The organism is Citrobacter sp. CK191, from assembly GCF_030333435.1.
In the GTDB taxonomy this organism is placed as follows: domain Bacteria; phylum Pseudomonadota; class Gammaproteobacteria; order Enterobacterales; family Enterobacteriaceae; genus Citrobacter_B; species Citrobacter_B koseri.
Window position 1 is genome coordinate 627,544 of the sequence record NZ_JAOWFX010000034.1, and the last position, 21,873, is coordinate 649,416.

The 21,873-nt window shown below is 55.5% G+C and carries 19 protein-coding genes and 1 pseudogene; 12 read left to right on the top strand and 8 right to left on the bottom strand.

Annotated features, from left to right (window positions below):
- Positions 1–17 precede the first annotated feature (17 nt).
- The 3 genes from fhuC to fhuB are packed head-to-tail and all read left to right on the top strand — an operon-like array spanning position 18 to position 3,684.
- Positions 18–815, top strand: coding sequence for a Fe3+-hydroxamate ABC transporter ATP-binding protein FhuC (gene fhuC / locus OGV82_RS22615; protein WP_047458840.1), 798 nt, complete (start codon positions 18–20; stop codon positions 813–815).
- Positions 815–1,705, top strand: a complete 891-nt coding sequence (gene fhuD, locus OGV82_RS22620; protein ID WP_024130692.1) for a Fe(3+)-hydroxamate ABC transporter substrate-binding protein FhuD — start codon at positions 815–817, stop codon at positions 1,703–1,705. Before fhuC ends, fhuD begins: the two co-directional genes overlap by 1 nt.
- On the top strand, positions 1,702–3,684 hold the full coding sequence (gene fhuB, locus OGV82_RS22625; protein ID WP_101744225.1) for a Fe(3+)-hydroxamate ABC transporter permease FhuB: 1,983 nt from the start codon (positions 1,702–1,704) through the stop codon (positions 3,682–3,684). Before fhuD ends, fhuB begins: the two co-directional genes overlap by 4 nt.
- A 70-nt stretch (positions 3,685–3,754) precedes the next feature.
- Here fhuB and hemL read toward each other — a convergent pair whose 3' ends face one another.
- Positions 3,755–5,035 carry a glutamate-1-semialdehyde 2,1-aminomutase gene (hemL, locus tag OGV82_RS22630; RefSeq protein WP_101744224.1) on the bottom strand — a complete coding sequence of 427 codons (1,281 nt, stop codon included), beginning with the start codon at positions 5,033–5,035 and terminating at the stop codon, positions 3,755–3,757.
- A gap of 170 nt (positions 5,036–5,205) precedes the next feature.
- Here hemL and clcA point away from each other — a divergent pair, with 170 nt between their 5' ends.
- The 3 genes and pseudogenes from clcA (at position 5,206) to erpA (ending at position 7,052) form a co-directional block, all read left to right on the top strand.
- Positions 5,206–6,627 carry a H(+)/Cl(-) exchange transporter ClcA gene (gene clcA, locus OGV82_RS22635; protein ID WP_101744223.1) on the top strand — a complete coding sequence of 474 codons (1,422 nt, stop codon included), beginning with the start codon at positions 5,206–5,208 and terminating at the stop codon, positions 6,625–6,627.
- Between the two features lie 28 nt (positions 6,628–6,655).
- Positions 6,656–6,715: pseudogene (gene yadW / locus OGV82_RS22640) on the top strand (small protein YadW).
- A complete protein-coding gene (erpA, locus tag OGV82_RS22645; RefSeq protein WP_012134001.1) occupies positions 6,708–7,052 on the top strand; it encodes an iron-sulfur cluster insertion protein ErpA in 345 nt (114 codons plus the stop codon). Before yadW ends, erpA begins: the two are co-directional and overlap by 8 nt.
- 105 nt (positions 7,053–7,157) lie before the next feature.
- On the opposite strand, the gene OGV82_RS22650 is transcribed toward erpA, so the two are convergent.
- Genes OGV82_RS22650 through mtnN form a run of 3 tightly spaced genes read right to left on the bottom strand, consistent with a single transcriptional unit; the run spans position 7,158 to position 9,309 of the window.
- Positions 7,158–7,781, bottom strand: coding sequence for a TRIC cation channel family protein (locus OGV82_RS22650; protein ID WP_047458828.1), 624 nt, complete (start codon positions 7,779–7,781; stop codon positions 7,158–7,160).
- Positions 7,782–7,817: 36 nt separating this feature from the next.
- Positions 7,818–8,618, bottom strand: a complete 801-nt coding sequence (gene btuF / locus OGV82_RS22655; RefSeq protein ID WP_012133999.1) for a vitamin B12 ABC transporter substrate-binding protein BtuF — start codon at positions 8,616–8,618, stop codon at positions 7,818–7,820.
- On the bottom strand, positions 8,611–9,309 hold the full coding sequence (gene mtnN / locus OGV82_RS22660; RefSeq protein ID WP_012133998.1) for a 5'-methylthioadenosine/S-adenosylhomocysteine nucleosidase: 699 nt from the start codon (positions 9,307–9,309) through the stop codon (positions 8,611–8,613). Before mtnN ends, btuF begins: the two co-directional genes overlap by 8 nt.
- 83 nt (positions 9,310–9,392) lie before the next feature.
- Here mtnN and dgt point away from each other — a divergent pair, with 83 nt between their 5' ends.
- The 3 genes from dgt (at position 9,393) to cdaR (ending at position 13,777) form a co-directional block, all read left to right on the top strand.
- Complete coding sequence (gene dgt, locus OGV82_RS22665; RefSeq protein ID WP_047458825.1) at positions 9,393–10,907, top strand: dGTPase; 1,515 nt, start codon at positions 9,393–9,395, stop codon at positions 10,905–10,907.
- A gap of 132 nt (positions 10,908–11,039) precedes the next feature.
- Entirely contained in the window at positions 11,040–12,461 is a 1,422-nt protein-coding gene (degP, locus tag OGV82_RS22670) for a serine endoprotease DegP (RefSeq protein WP_012133996.1), read from the top strand.
- Between the two features lie 158 nt (positions 12,462–12,619).
- A complete protein-coding gene (gene cdaR / locus OGV82_RS22675; protein WP_047458822.1) occupies positions 12,620–13,777 on the top strand; it encodes a DNA-binding transcriptional regulator CdaR in 1,158 nt (385 codons plus the stop codon).
- A 90-nt stretch (positions 13,778–13,867) separates the two neighbouring features.
- Here cdaR and OGV82_RS22680 read toward each other — a convergent pair whose 3' ends face one another.
- The 4 genes from OGV82_RS22680 to map form a co-directional block, all read right to left on the bottom strand.
- Entirely contained in the window at positions 13,868–14,254 is a 387-nt protein-coding gene (locus OGV82_RS22680; protein WP_024130689.1) for a DUF3461 family protein, read from the bottom strand.
- 109 nt (positions 14,255–14,363) lie between these two features.
- Positions 14,364–15,188: a 2,3,4,5-tetrahydropyridine-2,6-dicarboxylate N-succinyltransferase gene (gene dapD, locus OGV82_RS22685; protein WP_012133993.1), complete on the bottom strand. Its 825-nt coding sequence runs from the start codon at positions 15,186–15,188 to the stop codon at positions 14,364–14,366.
- Between the two features lie 30 nt (positions 15,189–15,218).
- Positions 15,219–17,891, bottom strand: a complete 2,673-nt coding sequence (gene glnD / locus OGV82_RS22690; protein ID WP_047458818.1) for a bifunctional uridylyltransferase/uridylyl-removing protein GlnD — start codon at positions 17,889–17,891, stop codon at positions 15,219–15,221.
- 106 nt (positions 17,892–17,997) lie between these two features.
- Positions 17,998–18,792 (bottom strand): type I methionyl aminopeptidase, encoded by a 795-nt coding sequence (gene map / locus OGV82_RS22695; RefSeq protein WP_012133991.1) that lies wholly within the window; start codon positions 18,790–18,792, stop codon positions 17,998–18,000.
- Positions 18,793–19,116: 324 nt separating this feature from the next.
- Between map and rpsB the strand changes: the two genes are divergently transcribed.
- From rpsB to pyrH, 3 genes are all read left to right on the top strand, one after another.
- Entirely contained in the window at positions 19,117–19,842 is a 726-nt protein-coding gene (gene rpsB / locus OGV82_RS22700; protein ID WP_012133990.1) for a 30S ribosomal protein S2, read from the top strand.
- Between the two features lie 134 nt (positions 19,843–19,976).
- Positions 19,977–20,828, top strand: coding sequence for a translation elongation factor Ts (gene tsf / locus OGV82_RS22705; RefSeq protein ID WP_024130688.1), 852 nt, complete (start codon positions 19,977–19,979; stop codon positions 20,826–20,828).
- Positions 20,829–20,975: 147 nt separating this feature from the next.
- Positions 20,976–21,701 carry a UMP kinase gene (gene pyrH, locus OGV82_RS22710; RefSeq protein ID WP_012133987.1) on the top strand — a complete coding sequence of 242 codons (726 nt, stop codon included), beginning with the start codon at positions 20,976–20,978 and terminating at the stop codon, positions 21,699–21,701.
- The last annotated feature ends 172 nt before the right edge of the window (positions 21,702–21,873 follow it).

The window sequence follows — 21,873 nt, forward strand, 5'->3', positions numbered from 1 at the left end:
TTTACAAGTTGGCCGCTATGCAGGAAAACATAACCCGTCCCGACACGACTTTCGCCCTACGTAATGTCTCCTTTCGTGTGCCTGGCCGCACGCTTCTGCATCCTCTTTCGCTGACCTTTCCGGTGGGTAAAGTTACCGGGCTTATTGGTCACAACGGTTCAGGTAAATCAACCTTACTGAAAATGCTGGGGCGGCATCAACCGCCGTCGGAAGGCGACGTGTTGCTCGACGATCAGCCGTTGAACAGCTGGAACAGTAAAGCGTTTGCCCGCAAGGTCGCCTATCTGCCGCAGCAGCTTCCGCAGGCGGAAGGGATGACGGTGCGCGAGCTGGTGGCGATTGGGCGTTATCCGTGGCACGGCGCGTTGGGTCGTTTTGGCGTAACCGACAGAGAAAAAGTGGAAGAGGCGATTACGCTGGTGGGACTAAAACCACTGGCGCACCGTCTGGTGGACAGCCTCTCCGGCGGGGAACGTCAGCGGGCGTGGATCGCCATGCTGGTGGCCCAGGATAGCCGCTGTCTGCTACTCGACGAACCCACCTCCGCGCTGGATATCGCGCATCAGGTTGATGTGCTGGCGCTGGTGCACCGCTTAAGCCAGCAGCGTGGGCTGACGGTGATTACCGTTCTGCACGACATCAACATGGCGGCCCGCTACTGTGATTATCTGGTGGCGCTGCGCGGTGGCGAAATGATTGCCCAGGGAACGCCAGCAGAGTTGATGCGTGGTGAAACGCTGGAGCTGATTTATGGCATCCCGATGGGAATTTTGCCGCATCCGGCTGGCGCCGCACCCGTGAGTTTTGTCTATTAATGAGCGGTTTACATTCTATTACCCGACGTCGATTGTTAACGGCGATGGCGCTTTCTCCTCTGCTCTGGCAAATGGGGCAAGCCCGGGCCGCAACCGTCGATCCTCATCGTATTGTCGCCCTGGAGTGGTTGCCGGTAGAGCTGCTGTTAGCGCTCGGCATCATGCCTTACGGCGTGGCGGATATTCCCAATTATCGCCTGTGGGTTAACGAGCCGGCATTGCCGGAGTCGGTCATTGACGTTGGGCTGCGTACCGAACCTAATCTGGAACTGCTGACCGAAATGAAGCCCTCATTTATGGTCTGGTCGGCAGGCTATGGCCCTTCGCCTGAAAAGCTGGCGCGTATCGCGCCGGGGCGCGGCTTTAGCTTCAGCGACGGCAAAAAACCGTTAGCGGTAGCGCGTCAGTCGTTAATTGAAATGGCGCAACTGCTTAATCTTGAGTCTGCGGCCAGCCGCCATCTGGCGGAATACGATAGCTTTATCGACAGCCAGAAACCGCGCTTTGCCCGGCGTGGCGACCGGCCCCTGCTGCTGATGACGTTGCTCGATCCGCGCCATATGCTGGTTTTCGGCCCGAACTGCTTATTCCAGGAGACGCTGGACGCGTTCGGCATTCGCAATGCCTGGCAGGGGGAAACCAATTTCTGGGGCAGCACTGCGGTTGGTATCGACCGGCTGGCGGCCTATAAAGACGCTGACGTCCTCTGTTTTGATCACGGCAATAACCCGGATATGGCTGCGCTGATGGCGACGCCGCTGTGGCAGGCGATGCCGTTTGTTCGCGCCGGACGTTTTCAGCGCGTGCCTGCCGTCTGGTTTTATGGCGCGACGCTGTCGAGCATGCGTTTCGTGCGCATTCTGGATAATGCGCTGGGAGGTAAAGCGTGAGTCGACGTATTGCGCTATTTCCGGCGTTGCTGCTGGCGGTGTTATTTATCGCCGCCGCCTGGCTGACCTGGTTTAACTTCTCCATCGCATTGCCGCGCAGCCAGTGGCAGCAAGCGTTCTGGTCGCCGGATATCGACAGCATTGAGCAGATGATTTTCCACTATAGCCTATTGCCGCGTCTGGCGATCGCCTTGCTGGTCGGGGCCGGGCTTGGGCTGGTGGGCGTATTGTTCCAGCAGGTGCTGCGTAACCCGCTGGCGGAGCCAACGACGCTCGGCGTGGCGACGGGGGCGCAGCTCGGGATTACGCTAACGACGCTGTGGGCGATTCCCGGCGCGATGGCCACGCAATTTGCGGCGCTGGCAGGCGCGTGCGTGGTAGGCGCGCTGGTGTTTGGCGTCGCCTGGGGAAAACGCCTGTCACCGGTTACGCTGATTCTCGCCGGTCTGGTGGTGAGCCTGTATTGCGGGGCGATTAACCAGCTGATGGTGATTTTCCACCACGACCAGTTGCAAAGTATGTTCCTGTGGAGCACCGGAACGCTGACGCAAACCGACTGGAGCGGGGTGCAGAGGCTATGGCCGCAACTGCTGGGCGGCGTGATGCTCACCTTGCTATTGCTGCGTCCGATGACACTGATGGGGCTGGATGACGGCGTAGCGCGCAATCTGGGGCTGGCCTTGTCGCTGGCGCGTCTGGCGGCTTTATCGCTGGCGATCGTGCTCAGCGCGATGCTGGTTAACGCCGTTGGGATTATCGGCTTTATCGGCCTGTTCGCCCCGCTGCTGGCGAAAATGCTTGGGGCGCGTCGCTTACTGGCGCGCCTGATGCTGGCGCCGCTGATTGGCGCGCTGATCCTCTGGCTTTCCGATCAGACTATTTTGTGGCTGACCCGCGTCTGGATGGAGGTCTCCACGGGTTCCGTGACCGCGCTGATTGGCGCGCCGCTGTTGCTGTGGCTGCTGCCGCGTCTGCGCAGCATGAGCGCGCCGGCAATGAATGCCAATGACCGCGTAGCGGCGGAACGCCAGCATGTGTTGAGTTTTGCGCTGGCAGGCGGTGTCATGCTGCTGCTGGCGGTGTTCGTGGCGCTCTCTTTTGGCCGTGACGCGCACGGCTGGAACTGGGCGAGCGGCGCGCTGCTGGATGAACTGATGCCCTGGCGCTGGCCGCGTATTCTGGCGGCATTGATTGCGGGCGTGATGCTGGCGGTGGCGGGGTGCATTATTCAACGCCTGACCGGAAACCCGATGGCCAGCCCGGAAGTGCTGGGTATCAGCTCCGGCGCGGCGTTCGGCGTGGTGCTGATGCTGTTCCTGGTGCCGGGTAACGCTTTTGGCTGGCTGCTGCCTGCCGGGAGCATCGGCGCGGCGGCGACGTTGCTGATCATCATGGTCGCGGCAGGACGCGGGGGCTTTTCTCCGCACCGTATGCTGCTGGCGGGGATGGCGCTCAGTACGGCGTTTACGATGCTGTTGATGATGTTACAGGCGAGCGGCGATCCGCGCATGGCGGGAGTGCTGACCTGGATTTCCGGTTCGACCTACAACGCGTCGGAAGAACAGGTGGTACGCACCGGCATTGTGATGGTGATTCTGCTGGCGATTACGCCGCTGTGTCGTCGCTGGTTAACCATTTTACCGCTGGGCGGCGAGACGGCGCGGGCGGTGGGTATCGCGTTGACGCCATCGCGTGTTGGGCTGTTGTTGCTGGCGGCCTGTCTGACGGCAACCGCGACGATGACCATTGGGCCGCTGAGCTTCGTCGGGCTGATGGCGCCGCATATCGCGCGGATGCTCGGTTTTCGCCGCACGATGCCGCATATGATTATGTCGGCGCTGGCGGGGGGAATACTGCTGGTTTTCGCCGACTGGTGCGGCAGAATGGTGTTGTTCCCGTATCAGATCCCGGCGGGATTGCTCTCGACGTTTATCGGCGCGCCGTATTTTATTTATCTGTTACGCAAGCAGAGCCGGTAATGGTGCTTTATCCGGCCTACGGCGCCATATGTAGGCCGGGTAAGCGTAAGCGCCACCCGGCAATGACAATTTACAGCTTCGCAAATACCCGACGCGCGGCATCGATGGTGTTGTTGATATCGTCCATGCTGTGCGCCACGGACATAAAGCCTGCCTCGAAGGCGGACGGCGCCAGGTAAACGCCTTCATCCAGCATCATGTGGAAGAAACGTTTGAAGCGCTCAACGTCGCATGCCATTACATCCTGATAGCAGTTTACGGATTCCGCATCGGTAAAGAAGATGCCGAACATACCGCCGACGTGATTCACCACCAGTGGAATATTGGCTTCCTGCGCGGCGTCCAGCAGGCCTTCTGCCAGGCGGGTCGTCAGTTCGTCCAGCGTCTCGTGAATCCCCGGCTGGGCGACTTCGGTCAGGCAGGCGAAACCCGCCGCCATAGCAATCGGGTTGCCGGAAAGCGTTCCCGCCTGGTAAACCGGGCCAGTCGGCGCCAGTGCGTCCATCACATCGCGGCGTCCGCCAAATGCGCCTACCGGCATGCCGCCGCCGATGATTTTTCCCAGACAGGTCAGATCCGGCACTACGCCGTAATAATCCTGTGCGCCCGCCAGCGCCACGCGGAAACCGGTCATCACTTCGTCGATGATCAGCAGCGCGCCGAATTCGTCGCACAGGGCGCGCAGGCCCGGCAGGAATTCCGGCTGCGGAGGGATGCAGTTCATATTGCCCGCCACCGGCTCGACGATAATACAGGCAATCTCTTGCGGATATTGTTCGAACGCCGCGCGTACAGAAGCCAGATCGTTATAGGTGCAGGTCAGGGTATGTCTGGCGAAATCAGCCGGAACGCCCGGTGAGTTCGGCTGGCCCAGCGTCAGTGCGCCGGAACCCGCTTTCACCAGCAGGCAGTCGGCGTGGCCGTGGTAGCAGCCTTCAAATTTGATGATCTTGTCGCGACCGGTGAAGCCGCGCGCCAGGCGAATCGCACTCATTGTGGCTTCGGTGCCGGAGTTCACCATCCGCACCATGTCCATAGTCGGCACCAGTTCGGTGACCAGCTCCGCCATTTTAACTTCCATCTCGGTCGGCGCGCCGAAGCTCAGCCCGCGCGCAGCGGCTTCAATCACTGCATTACGGATGGCGGGGTGGTTATGGCCCAGCACCATCGGACCCCAGGAGCCGACGTAATCGATGTACGCTTTGCCATCGACATCATACAGATACGCGCCGTCTGCTTTTTCGATAAACAGCGGGGTGCCACCCACGCCAGTGAAGGCGCGAACAGGGGAGTTGACGCCGCCGGGGATAAGCTCGCGCGCTGCGCTGTAGAGGTTTTCAGACTTGCTCATGGATGGGGTTCCTGGTTCGTAGAAAAAGTGAATGCCCTTTATTCTAAGTTATTCACAGAAGGTTATGAACATTTTGCGCATTTGAAACATGACGATTTACAGGGGATTTTCCCGAAACAGGCGGGTACAATGCCGCTTCTGTATTTGTATTACCAATTAATGATCATCTGATGAACACAGACACTCCCACTTTCGAAGCACAGCAAGTTGTGCGCTTACGGCGCGGGGATCTGATCCGCAGACTACTTCAGCGGGATAAAACGCCGCTGGCCATCTTATTCACGGCGGCGGTGGTCGGCACCGTCACGGGTCTTATTGGCGTCGCGTTTGAGAAAGCCGTGACCTGGGTGCAGAACTTACGCATCGGCGCGCTCGTTCAGACGGCCGATTACGCGATTCTGGTCTGGCCGCTGGCCTTTATTCTCTCTGCGCTGCTGGCGATGGTCGGTTATTTTCTGGTGCGTAAGTTTGCGCCGGAAGCCGGTGGGTCGGGCATCCCGGAAATAGAAGGCGCGCTGGAAGAGTTGCGTCCTGTTCGCTGGTGGCGCGTGCTGCCGGTGAAATTTGTGGGCGGTATGGGAACGCTGGGCGCTGGCATGGTGCTGGGGCGGGAAGGGCCGACGGTACAAATCGGGGGTAATATCGGGCGGATGGTGCTGGATCTCTTCCGTATGCGTAGCGCCGAGGCGCGTCACACCTTACTGGCAACCGGTGCGGCCGCAGGGTTATCGGCAGCCTTTAACGCGCCGCTGGCGGGGATCTTATTTATCATCGAAGAGATGCGCCCGCAGTTTCGCTACAATTTAATTTCGATCAAAGCCGTGTTTACGGGCGTGATCATGTCGAGCATTGTGTTTCGTATTTTTAACGGTGAAGCGCCGATTATTGAGGTCGGGAAGCTCTCAAACGCACCGGTTAATACGCTATGGTTATATTTAATCCTCGGTATGATTTTTGGCTGCGTCGGGCCGCTGTTCAATCACCTGGTATTGCGCACTCAGGATATGTTCCAGCGTTTTCACGGCGGCGAAATCAAAAAGTGGGTTCTGATGGGCGGCGTGATCGGTGGCCTGTGCGGCATTCTCGGCTTAATTGAGCCGGAAGCGGCGGGCGGTGGATTTAATTTGATCCCCATTGCGGCGGCGGGAAATTACAGCGTAGGCCTGCTGCTGTTTATTTTTATCGCCCGCGTCCTTACCACGCTGCTTTGTTTCTCATCCGGCGCGCCGGGCGGAATTTTTGCGCCAATGCTGGCGCTGGGGACGTTGCTCGGCACCGCATTTGGTATGGCGGCTGCGGCGTGTTTTCCGCAGTACCATCTGGAAGCCGGAACATTCGCGATTGCCGGAATGGGCGCGTTGCTGGCGGCGTCGGTGCGTGCGCCTTTAACGGGAATCGTGTTAGTGCTGGAGATGACCGATAACTATCAGCTCATTTTGCCAATGATTATTACCTGTCTTGGCGCAACACTATTAGCACAATTTATGGGCGGAAAACCGCTATACTCCACCATCCTTGCGCGCACGCTGGCGAAACAGGATGCGGAGCAGGCGGCAAAAAGCCAGCGGTCGGTCGCTGGTGAGAATACTTGAATGAAATACCAGGGTATTAGATAATGCCATAACGATTGGGTTATAATTTGCCCAATTGCCAATGTCGTTTGGAGCAAAAAATGAGTGATGACGTAGCGCTGCCACTGCAATTTACTGAAGCAGCAGCCAAGAAAGTAAAAAGCCTGATCGCTGACGAAGATAACCCGAATCTGAAACTGCGCGTGTATATCACCGGCGGTGGTTGCAGCGGTTTCCAGTACGGTTTTACCTTTGATGATCAGGTAAACGAAGGTGATATGACCATCGAGAAGCAGGGTGTTGGCCTGGTGGTTGACCCGATGAGCCTGCAATATCTGGTAGGCGGCGCTGTCGATTACACCGAAGGTCTGGAAGGTTCCCGCTTTGTGGTCACCAACCCGAATGCGAAAAGCACCTGCGGGTGTGGTTCGTCCTTTAGTATCTGATGTATTGCCGGATGGCGACGCAGGGCGTCTTATCCGGCCTACGGTGCGTGTTGCTGCGTTCCTGAATGTAGGCCCGATAAGCGTCAGCGCCATCGGGCAGTGAAATCAACGCCCGTTCTCATCCAGAGCAAACGTCGGTAATTTTAAATGCCAACGAATTGCGGCCAGACGAATCATCAACGTCACAACCATCCCCATCATACTGGCGCTTTCCAGCGGCACGGAAAAGGTATAAAACGCCGTCGCATGCACGATGCCGCCGATAATACAGGCCGTGGCATAAATCTCCGTGCGTAAGATCATCGGCACTTCACGCGCCAGCACGTCGCGGATAATCCCGCCGCCGACGCCGGTAATCACGCCCATACAGATGGCGACCAGCGGGCCTGTTTCGGCAAGGAACGCCTTATTGACGCCAATACCGACGAACACCGCGAGGCCGACGGCATCCAGCACGGGAAGCATCCATTTAGGCAATCGTCTCGGCTGGCGCACCAGCAAAATGGTGAGCATGCTGGTGACCATCGCCACCACCAGGTCGGTCGGATCTTTGACCCAAAAGACGGGTCCGTTATCCAGCGCCATATCGCGGATCGTCCCGCCGCCCACTGCGGTCACGACGCCCAATACCAGTACGCCAAACGGGTCCATACGCAACTTTCCGGCCAGCAATACGCCAGAGATAGCAAAGACAGCTGTGCCTACAATATCCAGACAATAGACGAGCATTATCGAATCCCCACTGAGAACCTGACTGCGCAGGTTCTATTCTACTTGTGAAAGCGCATTACAGAGTTGTTTTGCGGCGAGGATGATACGCGGGCTCGCGCGTTCAAACCAGTCACCATTCAGCGGTATAACCGGGATTTTTAGCTGGTTTTGCCAGTATTGTTCGATTTTAGGAATTTCGCCCGCATCGCCGGTAACGACAATCGCCTGCGGATGTCGGGCCAGCACCTGCTCGCGGCTGACCTGCGGCCAGGGGACGCGACTGCCCGCAAAAATATTTTCTCCGCCGCAGACCTCAAGAACCTGGTGCTGGATGGAGCCTTTTCCGCTGGTGAATAACGGATTCGCGCCAAACTGGAGAAAAACGCGTTTTTTCGGTTTATCAGCGTACTGCGACTTTAGCGCGGCATACTCGTCCAGCAGCGTTTGCGCCGCGCGTCTGGCTTTTTCTGGCTCAGGACTCCATGCGGCAAGCTGGCGCAGTGCGTCGGCGACCTGCTCAATGGTTACGGCATCCACCCACATGATTTTAATGCCCAGGGACGCCAGCTGGTTAACCTGCCGTTCAGCATTGCCCCCTCGCCAGGCGATGACCAGGTCGGGTTTGAGCGCCACAATACGTTCCAGATTCATCCCTTGCCAGGTGGAGACTTCTTCGATGTTTTTCGCTTGCGGGGGATAGTCGGAATAACTGCTGACGCCAACGGGCGTGATCCCTGCGGCAAAGGCAAGTTCGGTGTTGGAAGGGGAGAGGGAAACGACGCGCGGTGCGGCGCAAAGCCACAGCGGAAGGGCTAAAAGCAGGGCGGCCAGCGCCCTGGAGAATAATTTAGCCATGCGCCAGTTTCTGCACCAGCGTTTCAACCATCAGACTGGACTGCTTCGCGGCTACGGCCAGGAATTCGTCAAAGCTGAGGTGGGATTGCTGATCGGCCACATCAGAGATGGCGCGAACCACCACGAAAGGCACGTTGAAGTTATGGCAGACATGCGCGATCGCGGTCGCTTCCATTTCCACGGCAATCGCCTGCGGGAAATTGTGGCGGATTTTCGCCAGGCCCACGGAGCCGTTAATAAAAGCGTCGCCGCTGACGATCAGTCCGCGAACCGCATTCAGGTTGAGTTTTGCGATGCAGGATTCCGCCGCCGCGATCAGCGCGTCGTCGGCTTTAAAACCTGCCGGGCAGCCAGGAAGCTGACCAAATTCATAACCAAACGCGGTAACGTCGGCGTCGTGATAACGCGCTTCATCGGAAACGACGATATCGCCGACTGTCAGCGTCGGGGCCAGACCGCCAGCGGAACCGGTATTAATAATGACATCCGGCTTGCAACGTTCCAGCAGCAACGTTGCGCCCAGCGCCGCCGCGACTTTACCGATGCCGGATTTCAGCAGCGCAATCTCGGTCCCGTTCAGTTGGCCGGTGTAAATTTCACAACCGCCCAGGGTGATCGTCTGACGGTTTTCGATTTTGTCACGCAGCAGCGTAACTTCTTCTTCCATTGCACCAATGATGCCGATTTTCATAGATTTACTCGCGATAAGCCAGATTTGAGGGCATAGTCTATCATGCGCTTAAGGGGAAGCGCATTTCTCAGGCGGGAGAGGACATGGCACAGATCGATTTCCGAAATAAAATTAACTGGCATCGTCGTTATCGTTCACCGCAGGGTGTGAAGACCGAACATGAGATCCTGCGGATCTTTGAAAGCGATCGTGGACGCATCATCAATTCCCCGGCGATCCGTCGGCTTCAGCAAAAAACGCAGGTCTTTCCACTGGAGCGTAACGCCGCCGTTCGGACGCGGTTGACGCATTCTATGGAGGTGCAGCAGGTCGGGCGTTATATCGCGAAAGAGATCCTGAGCCGGTTAAAAGAGTTAAAGCTGCTGGAACAATACGGTCTGGATGAACTGACCGGCCCCTTTGAGAGCATTGTGGAAATGTCCTGCCTGATGCATGACATTGGCAATCCGCCGTTTGGTCATTTCGGCGAGGCGGCGATCAATGACTGGTTTCGCCAGCGCCTGCACCCGTCGGATGCGGAAAGCCAGCCGCTTAGCGACGATCGCTGCGCGGTGGCGGCGCTGCGTCTGCGTGAAGGCGAGGAGTCTTTGAATGATATTCGTCGCAAAGTGCGTCAGGATTTATGTCATTTCGAGGGCAACGCGCAGGGCATCCGCCTGGTGCATACATTAATGCGCATGAATCTGACCTGGGCGCAGGTGGGCGGCATTTTAAAATACACTCGCCCGGCATGGTGGCGAGGAGAAACGCCCGCGACGCACCGTTATTTAATGAAAAAGCCGGGGTATTATCTCTCTGAAGCGCCGTATATTGAGAGGTTACGTAAAGAACTTGCGTTAGCGCCTTACAGCCGTTTCCCATTAACATGGATTATGGAGGCCGCCGATGATATCTCTTATTGCGTGGCCGATCTGGAAGATGCCGTCGAGAAAAGAATCTTCAGCGTTGAACAGTTATATCACCATCTTTACGAAGCATGGGGCCACCATGAAAAAGGATCGCTGTTTACTCAGGTTGTTGAGAATGCCTGGGAAAAATCTCGCTCAAATTCGCTAAGCCGCAGTACGGAAGATCAGTTCTTTATGTATTTGCGCGTGAATACGCTAAATAAACTGGTGCCCTACGCCGCTCAGCGTTTTATTGATAATCTGCCGCAAATCTTTGACGGCAGTTTCAATCATGCGCTGCTGGAAGACGCCAGCAGCTTCAGCCAGTTGCTTGAGTTATATAAAAATGTGGCGATAAAACATGTGTTTAGCCACCCGGATGTTGAACAACTGGAATTACAGGGCTACCGCGTCATCAGCGGGTTATTAGAAATTTACCAACCGTTATTACGTATGTCCCTGGTCGATTTCAGGGAACTGGTTGAAAAAGAGCGGGTGAAGCGTTTTCCAATAGAATCTCGTTTATTCCAGAAGCTCTCTACGCGCCATCGCCTGGCTTACGTGGAGGCCGTCAGTAAATTATCGCCGGAGGCGCCGGAGTATCCCACGCTGGAATATTATTATCGCTGCCGTTTGATCCAGGATTATATCAGCGGGATGACGGATCTGTACGCCTGGGATGAATACCGGCGTCTGATGGCGGTTGAATAATAAATACGCTTTTGTAAAGATGGACAATAAATTTTTACTTTTTCCAGAAACTTTATTCTGGAACTTCGCGCTATAAAACGAATCTGACGTACACAGCAATTTTGCGTTATCTGTTAATCGAGATTGAAACACATGAAAAAAACCACATTAGCAATGAGTGCACTGGCTCTGAGTTTAGGTTTGGCGCTGTCCCCCCTGTCTGCAACGGCGGCTGAGACGGCGTCTTCGGCAACGACTGCCCAGCAGATGCCAAGTCTGGCACCGATGCTCGAAAAAGTGATGCCATCGGTGGTGAGTATCAACGTGGAAGGTAGCACAACCGTCAACACGCCGCGTATGCCGCGTAATTTCCAGCAGTTCTTTGGCGATGATTCGCCATTCTGCCAGGACGGTTCGCCGTTCCAGAGTTCTCCGTTCTGCCAGGGCGGGGGTCAGGGCGGCGGTCAGCAACAGAAATTTATGGCGCTGGGCTCCGGCGTCATTATTGATGCCGCAAAAGGTTATGTCGTCACCAACAACCATGTGGTGGATAACGCGACGGTCATCAAAGTTCAACTGAGCGATGGCCGTAAATTTGACGCTAAGGTCGTCGGTAAAGATCCGCGCTCTGATATCGCGCTGGTTCAAATTCAGGACCCGAAAAATCTGACGGCCATTAAGCTGGCGGATTCCGATGCGCTGCGCGTGGGGGATTATACCGTCGCTATCGGCAACCCGTTTGGTCTGGGCGAAACGGTGACTTCCGGTATCGTCTCCGCACTGGGCCGTAGCGGTCTGAACGCGGAAAACTACGAAAACTTTATCCAGACGGATGCCGCCATCAACCGTGGTAACTCCGGTGGCGCGCTGGTGAACCTGAACGGCGAACTGATCGGGATTAACACCGCGATTCTTGCGCCGGACGGCGGCAACATCGGTATTGGTTTTGCTATCCCCAGCAACATGGTGAAAAACCTGACCTCCCAGATGGTGGAGTATGGCCAGGTTAAACGCGGTGAGCTGGGTATCATGGGGACGGAGCTAAACTCTGAACTGGCGAAAGCGATGAAAGTCGATGCCCAGCGCGGCGCGTTTGTCAGCCAGGTGATGGCGAACTCTTCTGCGGCGAAAGCCGGTATTAAAGCCGGGGATGTGATCACGTCCCTGAACGGTAAGCCGATCAGCAGCTTTGCCGCGCTGCGCGCCCAGGTGGGTACGATGCCGGTAGGCAGCAAAATCAGCCTTGGTCTGCTGCGTGATGGCAAGCCGGTGACCGTCAACCTGGAACTGCAACAGAGCAGCCAGAATCAGGTTGATTCCAGCTCCATCTTCAATGGTATTGAAGGCGCGGAAATGAGCAACAAAGGCCAGGATAAAGGCGTTGTCGTCAGCAACGTGAAGCCGAATACGCCGGCTGCGCAGATTGGCCTGAAGAAAGGGGATGTGATTGTGGGGGCCAACCAGCAGGCGATTAAGAACATCGCTGAGCTGCGTAAAATCCTCGACAGCAAACCTTCTGTTCTGGCGCTGAATATTCAGCGCGGCGATAGCACCATCTATCTGCTGATGCAGTAATTTCCTCTCTTGCCCTTTTCCTGTCCGGGAAAAGGGCATTTCTCACATTCTGTGAGGCCTCCCACAACTCCATACTTCTCTGCTTTAGTTTGTGCAGATGCACAATGATGCAGGTTAGCATCTTCCCTATGCTTGAGCTCTGCTCACAGGAGGGGATTATGGCTGGCTGGCATCTTGATACCAAAATGGCACAGGATATTGTGGCGCGCACAATGCGCATCATCGATACCAATATCAACGTAATGGATGCCCGTGGGCGTATTATCGGTAGCGGCGATCGGGAGCGCATTGGTGAATTGCACGAAGGCGCGCTGTTGGTGCTGTCGCAGGGGCGCGTGGTCGATATTGATGATGCGGTGGCACGGCATCTCCACGGCGTGCGCCAGGGGATCAACCTGCCGTTGCGCCTGGAAGGGGAGATCGTCGGCGTTATTGGTTTAACCGGTGAGCCGCAACACCTGCGAAAATACGGTGAGCTGGTCTGTATGACGGCCGAAATGATGCTGGAGCAGTCGCGGCTGATGCATCTGTTGGCTCAGGACAGCCGTCTGCGTGAAGAACTGGTGATGAACCTGATTCAGGCTGAGGAAAATACGCCAGCGTTGACGGAGTGGGCGCAGCGGCTGGGTATCGACCTGAACCAACCGCGTGTGGCTGCCGTGGTTGAAGTGGACAGCGGGCAGCTTGGCGTTGACAGCGCGATGGAGGAGTTGCAGCAACTGCAAAATGCGTTAACGACGCCTGAACGCAACAATTTGATTGCTATCGTTTCTTTGACGGAAATGGTTGTGCTGAAACCGGCGCTGAATCAGTTTGGGCGCTGGGATGCGGACGACCATCGCAAGCGTATTGAGCAGTTGATTGCCCGGATGAAAGAGAACGGGCAATTGCGCTTTCGGGTCGCACTGGGGAACTATTTTACCGGCCCGGGCAGTATCGCCCGTTCCTGGCGCACTGCGCGTACTACCATGATGGTGGGCAAGCAGCGTATGCCGGAGCAACGTAGCTACTTTTACCAGGATTTGATGTTGCCAGTGCTGCTGGACAGCCTGCGTGGCGGCTGGCAGGCCAATGAGCTGGCGCGCCCGCTCTCAAAGCTGAAGGCGATGGATAATAACGGGCTGTTACGCCGGACGCTGGCCGCGTGGTTTCGCCATAACGTGCAGCCGCTGGCAACGTCGAAGGCGCTCTTTATTCACCGTAATACGCTGGAATACCGTCTGAACCGCATCTCTGAGTTGACGGGGCTGGATTTGGGCAATTTTGACGATCGGCTGTTGCTGTATGTCGCGTTGCAACTGGACGAGCAGCGGTGATTGCCTGATGGCGCGACGCTTATCAGGCCTACCGGGAGTTACCTGTAGGCCGGATAAGGCGTAACACGCCGCCATCCGGCAACACACAGCTTACTTACGCGTTAGTTTTTCCAGATCCGCTTCGATTTCGTTGATCTTGTTGGCGACCACGCTTTCCAGATGACGTAAATCATCCAGGATCTTACGTTTGAGATCGACTTCCGTGCGATCGCGCTGGCAGATCTGATCCAGTTCATCGATCACATAGCGCAGGTTAGGACTGATCTCCTGCACCTCTTTGTAACCTTGTCCGATACCATCGGCGACGACGGTTTTACGCTGGCGGGGATATTTGAACTTTACGCTTTTGGCAAAGAACTCGCCTCTATCCTTCTGGAAATAGATTTTCAGGATATCGTTGTTGGCTTCTTGCCGCAGGCTGTAACGATCGATTTCTTCAGGATTGGTAATGCCCAGACTTTTCAGATTGTCATACATAGCGGTACCCTTCATCTCAACATAACCTATGAATAATTAACGAAAAGTTCTCTTTCCGCCAGCCACAGATGTAAAAAAAGCGGGCTCAGCCCGCTTTTTCAAATCATTGTTAGTCGATGGTACGTAACAACTCGTTGATCCCGACTTTGCCGCGCGTCTTCGCGTCGACTTTTTTCACGATGACCGCACAGTACAGGCTGTATTTACCGTCTTTCGACGGCAGGTTGCCGGAAACCACAACGGAGCCTGCCGGTACGCGGCCATAATGGATTTCGCCCGTTTCGCGATCGTAAATACGGGTGCTTTGACCGATGTACACGCCCATAGAGATCACGGAGCCTTCCTCAACGATCACCCCTTCAACTACTTCCGAACGCGCGCCGATGAAGCAGTTATCTTCGATGATTGTCGGGTTCGCCTGTAGCGGTTCCAGTACGCCGCCGATGCCGACGCCGCCGGACAGGTGTACGTTTTTACCAATCTGCGCGCAGGAACCTACGGTCGCCCAGGTATCTACCATCGTGCCTTCATCAACGAATGCGCCGATGTTTACATAGGATGGCATCAGCACGGTGTTGCGTGCGATAAACGCGCCCTGACGCACAGCGGCAGGCGGCACTACGCGGAAGCCTTCTTTCTGGAAGCGCGCTTCGTCATAGTCGGCGAATTTCATCGGCACTTTATCGAAGTAGCGGCTTTCCGCACCGTCGATAACCTGGTTATCGTTAATACGGAAAGAGAGCAGAACCGCTTTCTTCAGCCACTGGTGAGTCACCCACTGACCATCAATCTTTTCTGCCACACGCAGCGCACCGGAATCCAGCAGAGAAATGACCTGGTTAACCGCTTCACGGGTCACGGTATCTACATTCGCCGGAGTGATGTCGGCACGGCGCTCGAAAGCGGACTCAATAACGTTCTGTAACTGCTGCATTGTTAAACTCTTTCCATATGAATAAACACACTACCCTTTATCGTTTGGATTGAGGGCCGCTGTCAACCGTTGATGCACTTCCTGCTGTAGCTCATTATTAAGGGCACGCCGGTCGGCTGTCGCGATTATGAATAAATCTTCTACTCGCTCGCCAATGGTTGTAATTCGGGCGCCATGAAGCGAAATTCCCAGATCGGCAAAAATTTGCCCGACCCGCGCCAGCAGGCCCGGCTGATCGAGAGCGATAAGTTCAAGGAACGATTTTCTGTCGGTGTGAGTAGGCAGAAAAGTGACCTCGGTATCGACGGTAAAGTGGCGCAGTTTGGCCGGCTGGCGACGCGGCTGCGGAGGCTGCCAGCTGCTCTGGGTAATCGCCTGCTCCAGTCCAAAACGGATGGCTTCGTGACGGTCGGCGGAGAGAGGGCTGCCGTCCGGCTCCAGCACAATAAAGGTATCCATCGCCATGCCGTCGCGGGTGGTGAAGATTTGCGCGTCATGAACGCTCAGATTGCGCCTGTCCAGCTCTGCGCAAACGGCGGCAAACAGATAAGGGCGGTCAGGACTCCAGATGAAGATCTCCGTTCCGCCGCGCGTGGCCTGCGGGCTGACCAGAATCAGCGGTCGGGTCAGATCGTGCTGTAACAGATGACGCGCATGCCAGGCCAGCTGATTCGGGCTATGGCGCACGAAATAGTTAGCGCGGCAGCGTGTCCAGATTTGATGCAGCGCCTCTTCGTTTATATTGTCCATTCGCAGCAGCGCCAGCGCCTGAAGCTGATGATGGCGCACGCGTTCGCGCATATCCGGCGTGTTTTGCATGCCGCGACGTAGCTGTTTTTCGGTGGCGAAGTACAGTTCGCGCAACAGGCTTTGCTTCCAGCTGTTCCACAGCGTTTCGTTAGTGGCGCAAATGTCAGCGACCGTCAGGCATACCAGGAAGCGCAGGCGGTGTTCCGTTTGCACCTCTTCGGCGAACTGTTTGATGACCTCAGGGTCCTGGATATCGCGCCGCTGGGCGGTAACCGACATCAGCAGGTGCTGGCGTACCAGCCAGGCGACCAGTTGCGTTTCGCGTGAGTTCAGGCCGTGCAGTTCGGCAAATTTGAGCACGTCCTGCGCGCCGAGTACCGAGTGATCGCCGCCGCGCCCTTTGGCGATATCATGGAACAGCGCCGCGATCAGGATCAGTTCCGGTTGCCGCAGGCGCGGCCAGAGATCGACGCACAGTGGATGGCGCTGGCGGGTCTCTTCTTTGGCGAAACTTTCCAGCTTCAGCATTACGCGAATGGTGTGCTCATCCACCGTATAGGCATGGAACAGGTCGAACTGCATTTGGCCGACGATATGCGACCATTGCGGCATGTAAGCCCAAAGCACGCTGTGGCGATGCATTGGCAGCAAACCGCGGCTGACGGCGCCCGGATGACGCAGCATACTGAGAAACAGAGAGCGCGCTTCCGGGATGTAGCACAGCGGCTGGGTCAGGTGGCGGCGGGCATGGCGCAGATGGCGCAGCGTGGTGGAATAGATGCCAGTGATGGTGCTATTACGCACCATCGTATAAAACATCCGCAGGATCGCTTCCGGTGAACGGATAAACAGATCGTCATCGCGCAGGTCGATCAGCGTGCCGCGCAGTTGAAACTCGTCATCAATCGGGCGCGGTTTTTCATCGGCGGGCAGGGCGAGGATCGCTTCATCAAACAGTTGCAATAGCATCTGGTTCAGTTCGCTCACCCGACGCGTGACCCGGAAATAGTCTTTCATCATGTGCTCAACCGGCTCGTTGCCTTCGCCAGTGTAGTTGAGCCGCTGGGCAACGCTGAGTTGCCTGTCGAACAACAGGCGGTTGTCGTAACGGCTGACCACCAGGTGCAGCGCGAAGCGAATGCGCCACAAAATATGCAGGCACTCGTTTAGCTCGGCGCGTTCTGCCTGGGTTAAGAAGCCGAAGCCGACCATCTCATTGAGAGACGTTGCGCCGAAGTGGCGGCGGGCCACCCATTGCAGGGTGTGGATATCACGCAGGCCGCCAGGGCTGCTTTTAATATCGGGTTCAAGGTTATAGCTGGTGCCGTGATAGCGCTGGTGGCGCTGGTTTTGTTCTTCGACTTTGGCGGCGAAAAATTTCTCCGACGGCCAGAAGCCTTCACTGAAAATATGCTTTTGCAGCTCCAGAAAAAGCGCCACATCGCCGATCAGCAGACGTGTTTCAATCAGATTGGTGGCGACGGTTAAGTCCGACAGCCCTTCCAGCAAACACTCTTCCAGTGTGCGCACGCTATGCCCGACTTCCAGCTTCACATCCCACAGCAAGGTCAGCAGTTCCCCGACCTTTTGCGCCTGAGCGTCGGGCAGCTTTTTACGGCTCAGGATGAGCAGGTCAATGTCGGAAAGCGGATGCAGCTCGCCCCGGCCATAGCCGCCGACGGCCACCAGGGCCAGATCGGCAATTTGCCCGAATCCGGCGTCGATCCACAGTCGTTGCAGCAGCTGGTCGATAAATTCGGTGCGGGCTTCAATCAATTGCTCTGCGGAAATCCCGCTGTCAAAAGCGTCTCCCAGCCACTGCTGGAAAATATCAATGTGGGCTTTAATTCCGCTGACGGTAAGCTCGTCACGCGACCAGGCTCCCGGATTTTGCGGTTGGCCGGGTAGGGTGGGGAGAGCCGTATTCGCGTGCTGTTCAGGAAGAGTATTCATTATGCGCCACCCATTAAAAAGCCGGATGCGGCGTTAACGCCTTATCCGGCCTACGGGTAAACGCTGATTGTAGGCCTGATAAGCGGTAGCGCCATCAGGCAAAAGTTTATGCGTCGTGCGTGATAATCGCCGGGATGGTGTCATCCTTGCGTAACGTCAGAATTTCACAGCCGTTTTCGGTTACCACAATAGTATGCTCGTACTGTGCAGACAAGCTTCTGTCTTTGGTTTTTACCGTCCAGCCGTCTTTCATGGTGCGGATGCGGTAATCACCGGCGTTCAGCATCGGTTCAACGGTGAACGTCATTCCCGGTTGCAGAACCACGCCGCCGTCGTCCGCATCGTAGTGCAGAACCTGCGGTTCTTCATGGAAGCCGCGACCAATCCCGTGACCGCAATATTCGCGAACGACAGAGAAACCTTCGCCTTCCGCGTATTTCTGAATGGCTGCACCCAGCGTGCGCAGACGGATGCCCGGTTTGACCATTCGCAGCGCCAGATACAGGCTTTCCTGGGTTACACGGCACAGGCGCTCGCCCAGAATCGTCGGTTTGCCGACGATAAACATTTTCGACGTATCGCCGTGGTATTCATCTTTAATTACGGTTACGTCGATATTGACGATATCGCCGTCTTTCAGCAATTTGCCGTCGTCCGGGATACCGTGGCACACCACTTCATTAATGGAGATACAAACGGATTTCGGATAACCGTGGTAGCCGAGGCAAGCGGAGATCGCGTGTTGTTCATTGACGATGTAGTCGTTGCAGATGCGATCCAGTTCCCCGGTGCTGACGCCCGGTTTGATATACGGTTCGATCATCTCCAGCACTTCAGCGGCCAGGCGGCCAGCGACGCGCATTTTTTCGATTTCTTCAGGGGTCTTGATTGAGATAGCCATGAATTCTGTCCATCGGTGTCGATTATTTCGACAATAATTGTGTAAGTGCTGTCAATGGTATCAGTCCAAAGCGTAGCCTGCCAAATTGAGAATCATTAACAGCACATCGAGCCAACAATTATTGGTGTCTGCGGCGTATTTGTGGTATAAAGCGCGCCGGACTTCCGTTCCATTCGAAGACTACACAAGATGGACTGAAGCGACAAATCTCACTTTGTGTAACAACACACACGTATCGGCACATATTCCGGGGTGCCCTTTGGGGTCGGTAATATGGGATACGTGGAGGCATAACCCCAACTTTTATATATAGAGGTTTTAATCATGGCAACTGTTTCCATGCGCGACATGCTCAAGGCTGGTGTTCACTTCGGTCACCAGACCCGTTACTGGAACCCGAAAATGAAGCCGTTCATCTTCGGTGCGCGTAACAAAGTTCACATCATCAACCTTGAGAAAACGGTACCGATGTTCAACGAAGCGCTGGCTGAACTGAACAAGATTGCTTCTCGCAAAGGTAAAATCCTTTTCGTTGGTACTAAACGTGCTGCAAGCGAAGCGGTGAAAGACGCTGCTAACAGCTGCGACCAGTTCTTCGTGAACCATCGCTGGCTGGGCGGTATGCTGACTAACTGGAAAACCGTTCGTCAGTCCATCAAACGTCTGAAAGACCTGGAAACTCAGTCTCAGGACGGTACTTTCGAAAAGCTGACCAAAAAAGAAGCGCTGATGCGCACTCGTGAGCTTGAGAAACTGGAAAACAGCCTGGGCGGTATCAAAGACATGGGCGGCCTGCCGGACGCACTGTTCGTTATCGATGCTGACCACGAGCACATTGCTATCAAAGAAGCAAACAACCTGGGTATCCCGGTATTTGCTATCGTTGATACCAACTCTGATCCGGACGGTGTTGACTTCGTTATCCCGGGTAACGACGACGCAATCCGTGCTGTTAGCCTGTACCTGGGCGCTGTAGCTGCAACCGTTCGTGAAGGCCGTTCTCAGGATCTGGCTTCTCAGGCGGAAGAAAGCTTCGTAGAAGCTGAATAATAAGGCACGCTCGTTCGAGCCCCCTTATAAACCAGGTAGTATCACGTTTGGTTAGGGGCCCTTTAGGCCCCTTTTTCACTTTTAAATCTGTGCGGTTTGATGCCGGGCAGATCAAATCTTCCGAGGATTTTAGAATGGCTGAAATTACCGCATCCCTGGTAAAAGAGCTGCGTGAGCGTACTGGCGCAGGCATGATGGATTGCAAAAAAGCACTGACTGAAGCGAATGGCGACATCGAGCTGGCAATTGAAAACATGCGTAAATCCGGTGCGATCAAAGCAGCGAAAAAAGCAGGCAACGTTGCTGCTGACGGCGTGATCAAAACCAAAATCGACGGCAACTACGGCATCATTCTGGAAGTTAACTGCCAGACTGACTTCGTTGCTAAAGATGCTGGTTTCCAGGCATTTGCTGACAAAGTGCTGGACGCCGCTGTTGCTGGCAAAATCACTGACGTTGACGTGCTGAAAGCACAGTTCGAAGAAGAGCGCGTTGCTCTGGTGGCAAAAATCGGTGAAAACATCAACATTCGCCGTGTTGCTTCCCTGGAAGGCGACGTTCTGGGTTCTTACCAGCACGGTGCGCGCATTGGTGTTCTGGTTGCGGCTAAAGGCGCTGACGAAGAGCTGGTTAAACAGCTGGCAATGCACGTTGCTGCAAGCAAGCCTGAGTTCGTTAAGCCGGAAGACGTGTCTGCTGAAGTGGTAGAGAAAGAATACCAGGTACAGCTGGACATCGCGATGCAGTCTGGTAAGCCGAAAGAAATCGCAGAGAAAATGGTTGAAGGCCGCATGAAGAAATTCACTGGCGAAGTTTCTCTGACCGGTCAGCCTTTCGTTATGGAACCGAGCAAATCTGTTGGTCAGCTGCTGAAAGAGCACAACGCCGACGTAACTGGCTTCATCCGCTTTGAAGTGGGCGAAGGCATCGAGAAAGTTGAGACTGACTTTGCAGCAGAAGTTGCTGCGATGTCCAAGCAGTCTTAATTGTCGAAAAGGAGCCGCCTGAGGGCGGCTTCTTTTTGCGTCCATCTTGTAAATTCAGCCAACCCCTATAGTGGCTGCGCTGAAAAGCGACATACAATGTCGCCGGAATTAACTCATCTCAATCGTTGACAGTCTCAGGAAAGAAACATGGCTACCAATGCAAAACCCGTCTATAAACGTATTCTGCTTAAATTGAGTGGCGAAGCTCTGCAGGGTTCGGAAGGCTTCGGTATTGATGCAAGCATACTGGATCGTATGGCTCAGGAAATCAAAGAACTGGTGGAACTGGGCATTCAGGTTGGTGTGGTGATTGGTGGCGGTAACCTGTTCCGTGGTGCTGGTCTGGCGAAAGCGGGTATGAACCGCGTTGTGGGCGACCACATGGGCATGCTGGCCACCGTGATGAACGGTCTGGCGATGCGCGATGCGCTCCACCGCGCCTATGTGAACGCCCGCCTGATGTCCGCTATTCCGCTGAATGGCGTGTGTGACAATTACAGCTGGGCAGAAGCCATTAGTCTGCTGCGTAATAACCGTGTGGTTATCCTGTCAGCGGGCACCGGCAACCCCTTCTTCACCACCGACTCTGCGGCTTGCCTGCGCGGTATCGAAATTGAAGCGGATGTGGTGCTGAAAGCCACGAAAGTCGATGGCGTATTTACTGCGGACCCGGCCAAAGATCCGTCCGCCACGATGTATGAGCAACTCACCTACGGCGAAGTGCTGGATAAAGAGCTGAAAGTGATGGATCTGGCCGCGTTCACGCTGGCTCGTGACCACAAATTGCCAATTCGTGTCTTCAATATGAACAAGCCGGGCGCGCTGCGTCGCGTCGTGATGGGCGAAAAAGAAGGGACTTTAATCACGGAATAATTCCCGTGATGGCCAATTCCGGGTAAGATTCGCCTTTACCCGGCAGGATTTATATATCCTGTGGCATGAATTAAACGAGACTATACTGAGCATACTCTGTATACACGAAATCATTCATGCTGCATCACGGCGGCAAGAGCGTGAATCCCGAGGCGCGTACACTGGTACGTGG

Bases quoted from the DNA above. Each gene is read 5' to 3' on its own strand.
- hemL (WP_101744224.1), bottom strand. From the start codon at position 5,035: ATGAGCAAGTCTGAAAACCTCTACAGCGCAGCGCGCGAGCTTATCCCC.
- mtnN (WP_012133998.1), bottom strand. From the start codon at position 9,309: ATGAAAATCGGCATCATTGGTGCAATGGAAGAAGAAGTTACGCTGCTG.
- degP (WP_012133996.1), top strand. From the start codon at position 11,040: ATGAAAAAAACCACATTAGCAATGAGTGCACTGGCTCTGAGTTTAGGT.
- OGV82_RS22680 (WP_024130689.1), bottom strand. From the start codon at position 14,254: ATGTATGACAATCTGAAAAGTCTGGGCATTACCAATCCTGAAGAAATC.
- map (WP_012133991.1), bottom strand. From the start codon at position 18,792: ATGGCTATCTCAATCAAGACCCCTGAAGAAATCGAAAAAATGCGCGTC.
- btuF (WP_012133999.1), bottom strand. From the start codon at position 8,618: ATGGCTAAATTATTCTCCAGGGCGCTGGCCGCCCTGCTTTTAGCCCTT.
- dgt (WP_047458825.1), top strand. From the start codon at position 9,393: ATGGCACAGATCGATTTCCGAAATAAAATTAACTGGCATCGTCGTTAT.
- fhuC (WP_047458840.1), top strand. From the start codon at position 18: ATGCAGGAAAACATAACCCGTCCCGACACGACTTTCGCCCTACGTAAT.
- dapD (WP_012133993.1), bottom strand. From the start codon at position 15,188: ATGCAGCAGTTACAGAACGTTATTGAGTCCGCTTTCGAGCGCCGTGCC.
- OGV82_RS22650 (WP_047458828.1), bottom strand. From the start codon at position 7,781: ATGCTCGTCTATTGTCTGGATATTGTAGGCACAGCTGTCTTTGCTATC.
- glnD (WP_047458818.1), bottom strand. From the start codon at position 17,891: ATGAATACTCTTCCTGAACAGCACGCGAATACGGCTCTCCCCACCCTA.
- fhuD (WP_024130692.1), top strand. From the start codon at position 815: ATGAGCGGTTTACATTCTATTACCCGACGTCGATTGTTAACGGCGATG.
- clcA (WP_101744223.1), top strand. From the start codon at position 5,206: ATGAACACAGACACTCCCACTTTCGAAGCACAGCAAGTTGTGCGCTTA.
- rpsB (WP_012133990.1), top strand. From the start codon at position 19,117: ATGGCAACTGTTTCCATGCGCGACATGCTCAAGGCTGGTGTTCACTTC.
- pyrH (WP_012133987.1), top strand. From the start codon at position 20,976: ATGGCTACCAATGCAAAACCCGTCTATAAACGTATTCTGCTTAAATTG.
- cdaR (WP_047458822.1), top strand. From the start codon at position 12,620: ATGGCTGGCTGGCATCTTGATACCAAAATGGCACAGGATATTGTGGCG.
- erpA (WP_012134001.1), top strand. From the start codon at position 6,708: ATGAGTGATGACGTAGCGCTGCCACTGCAATTTACTGAAGCAGCAGCC.
- tsf (WP_024130688.1), top strand. From the start codon at position 19,977: ATGGCTGAAATTACCGCATCCCTGGTAAAAGAGCTGCGTGAGCGTACT.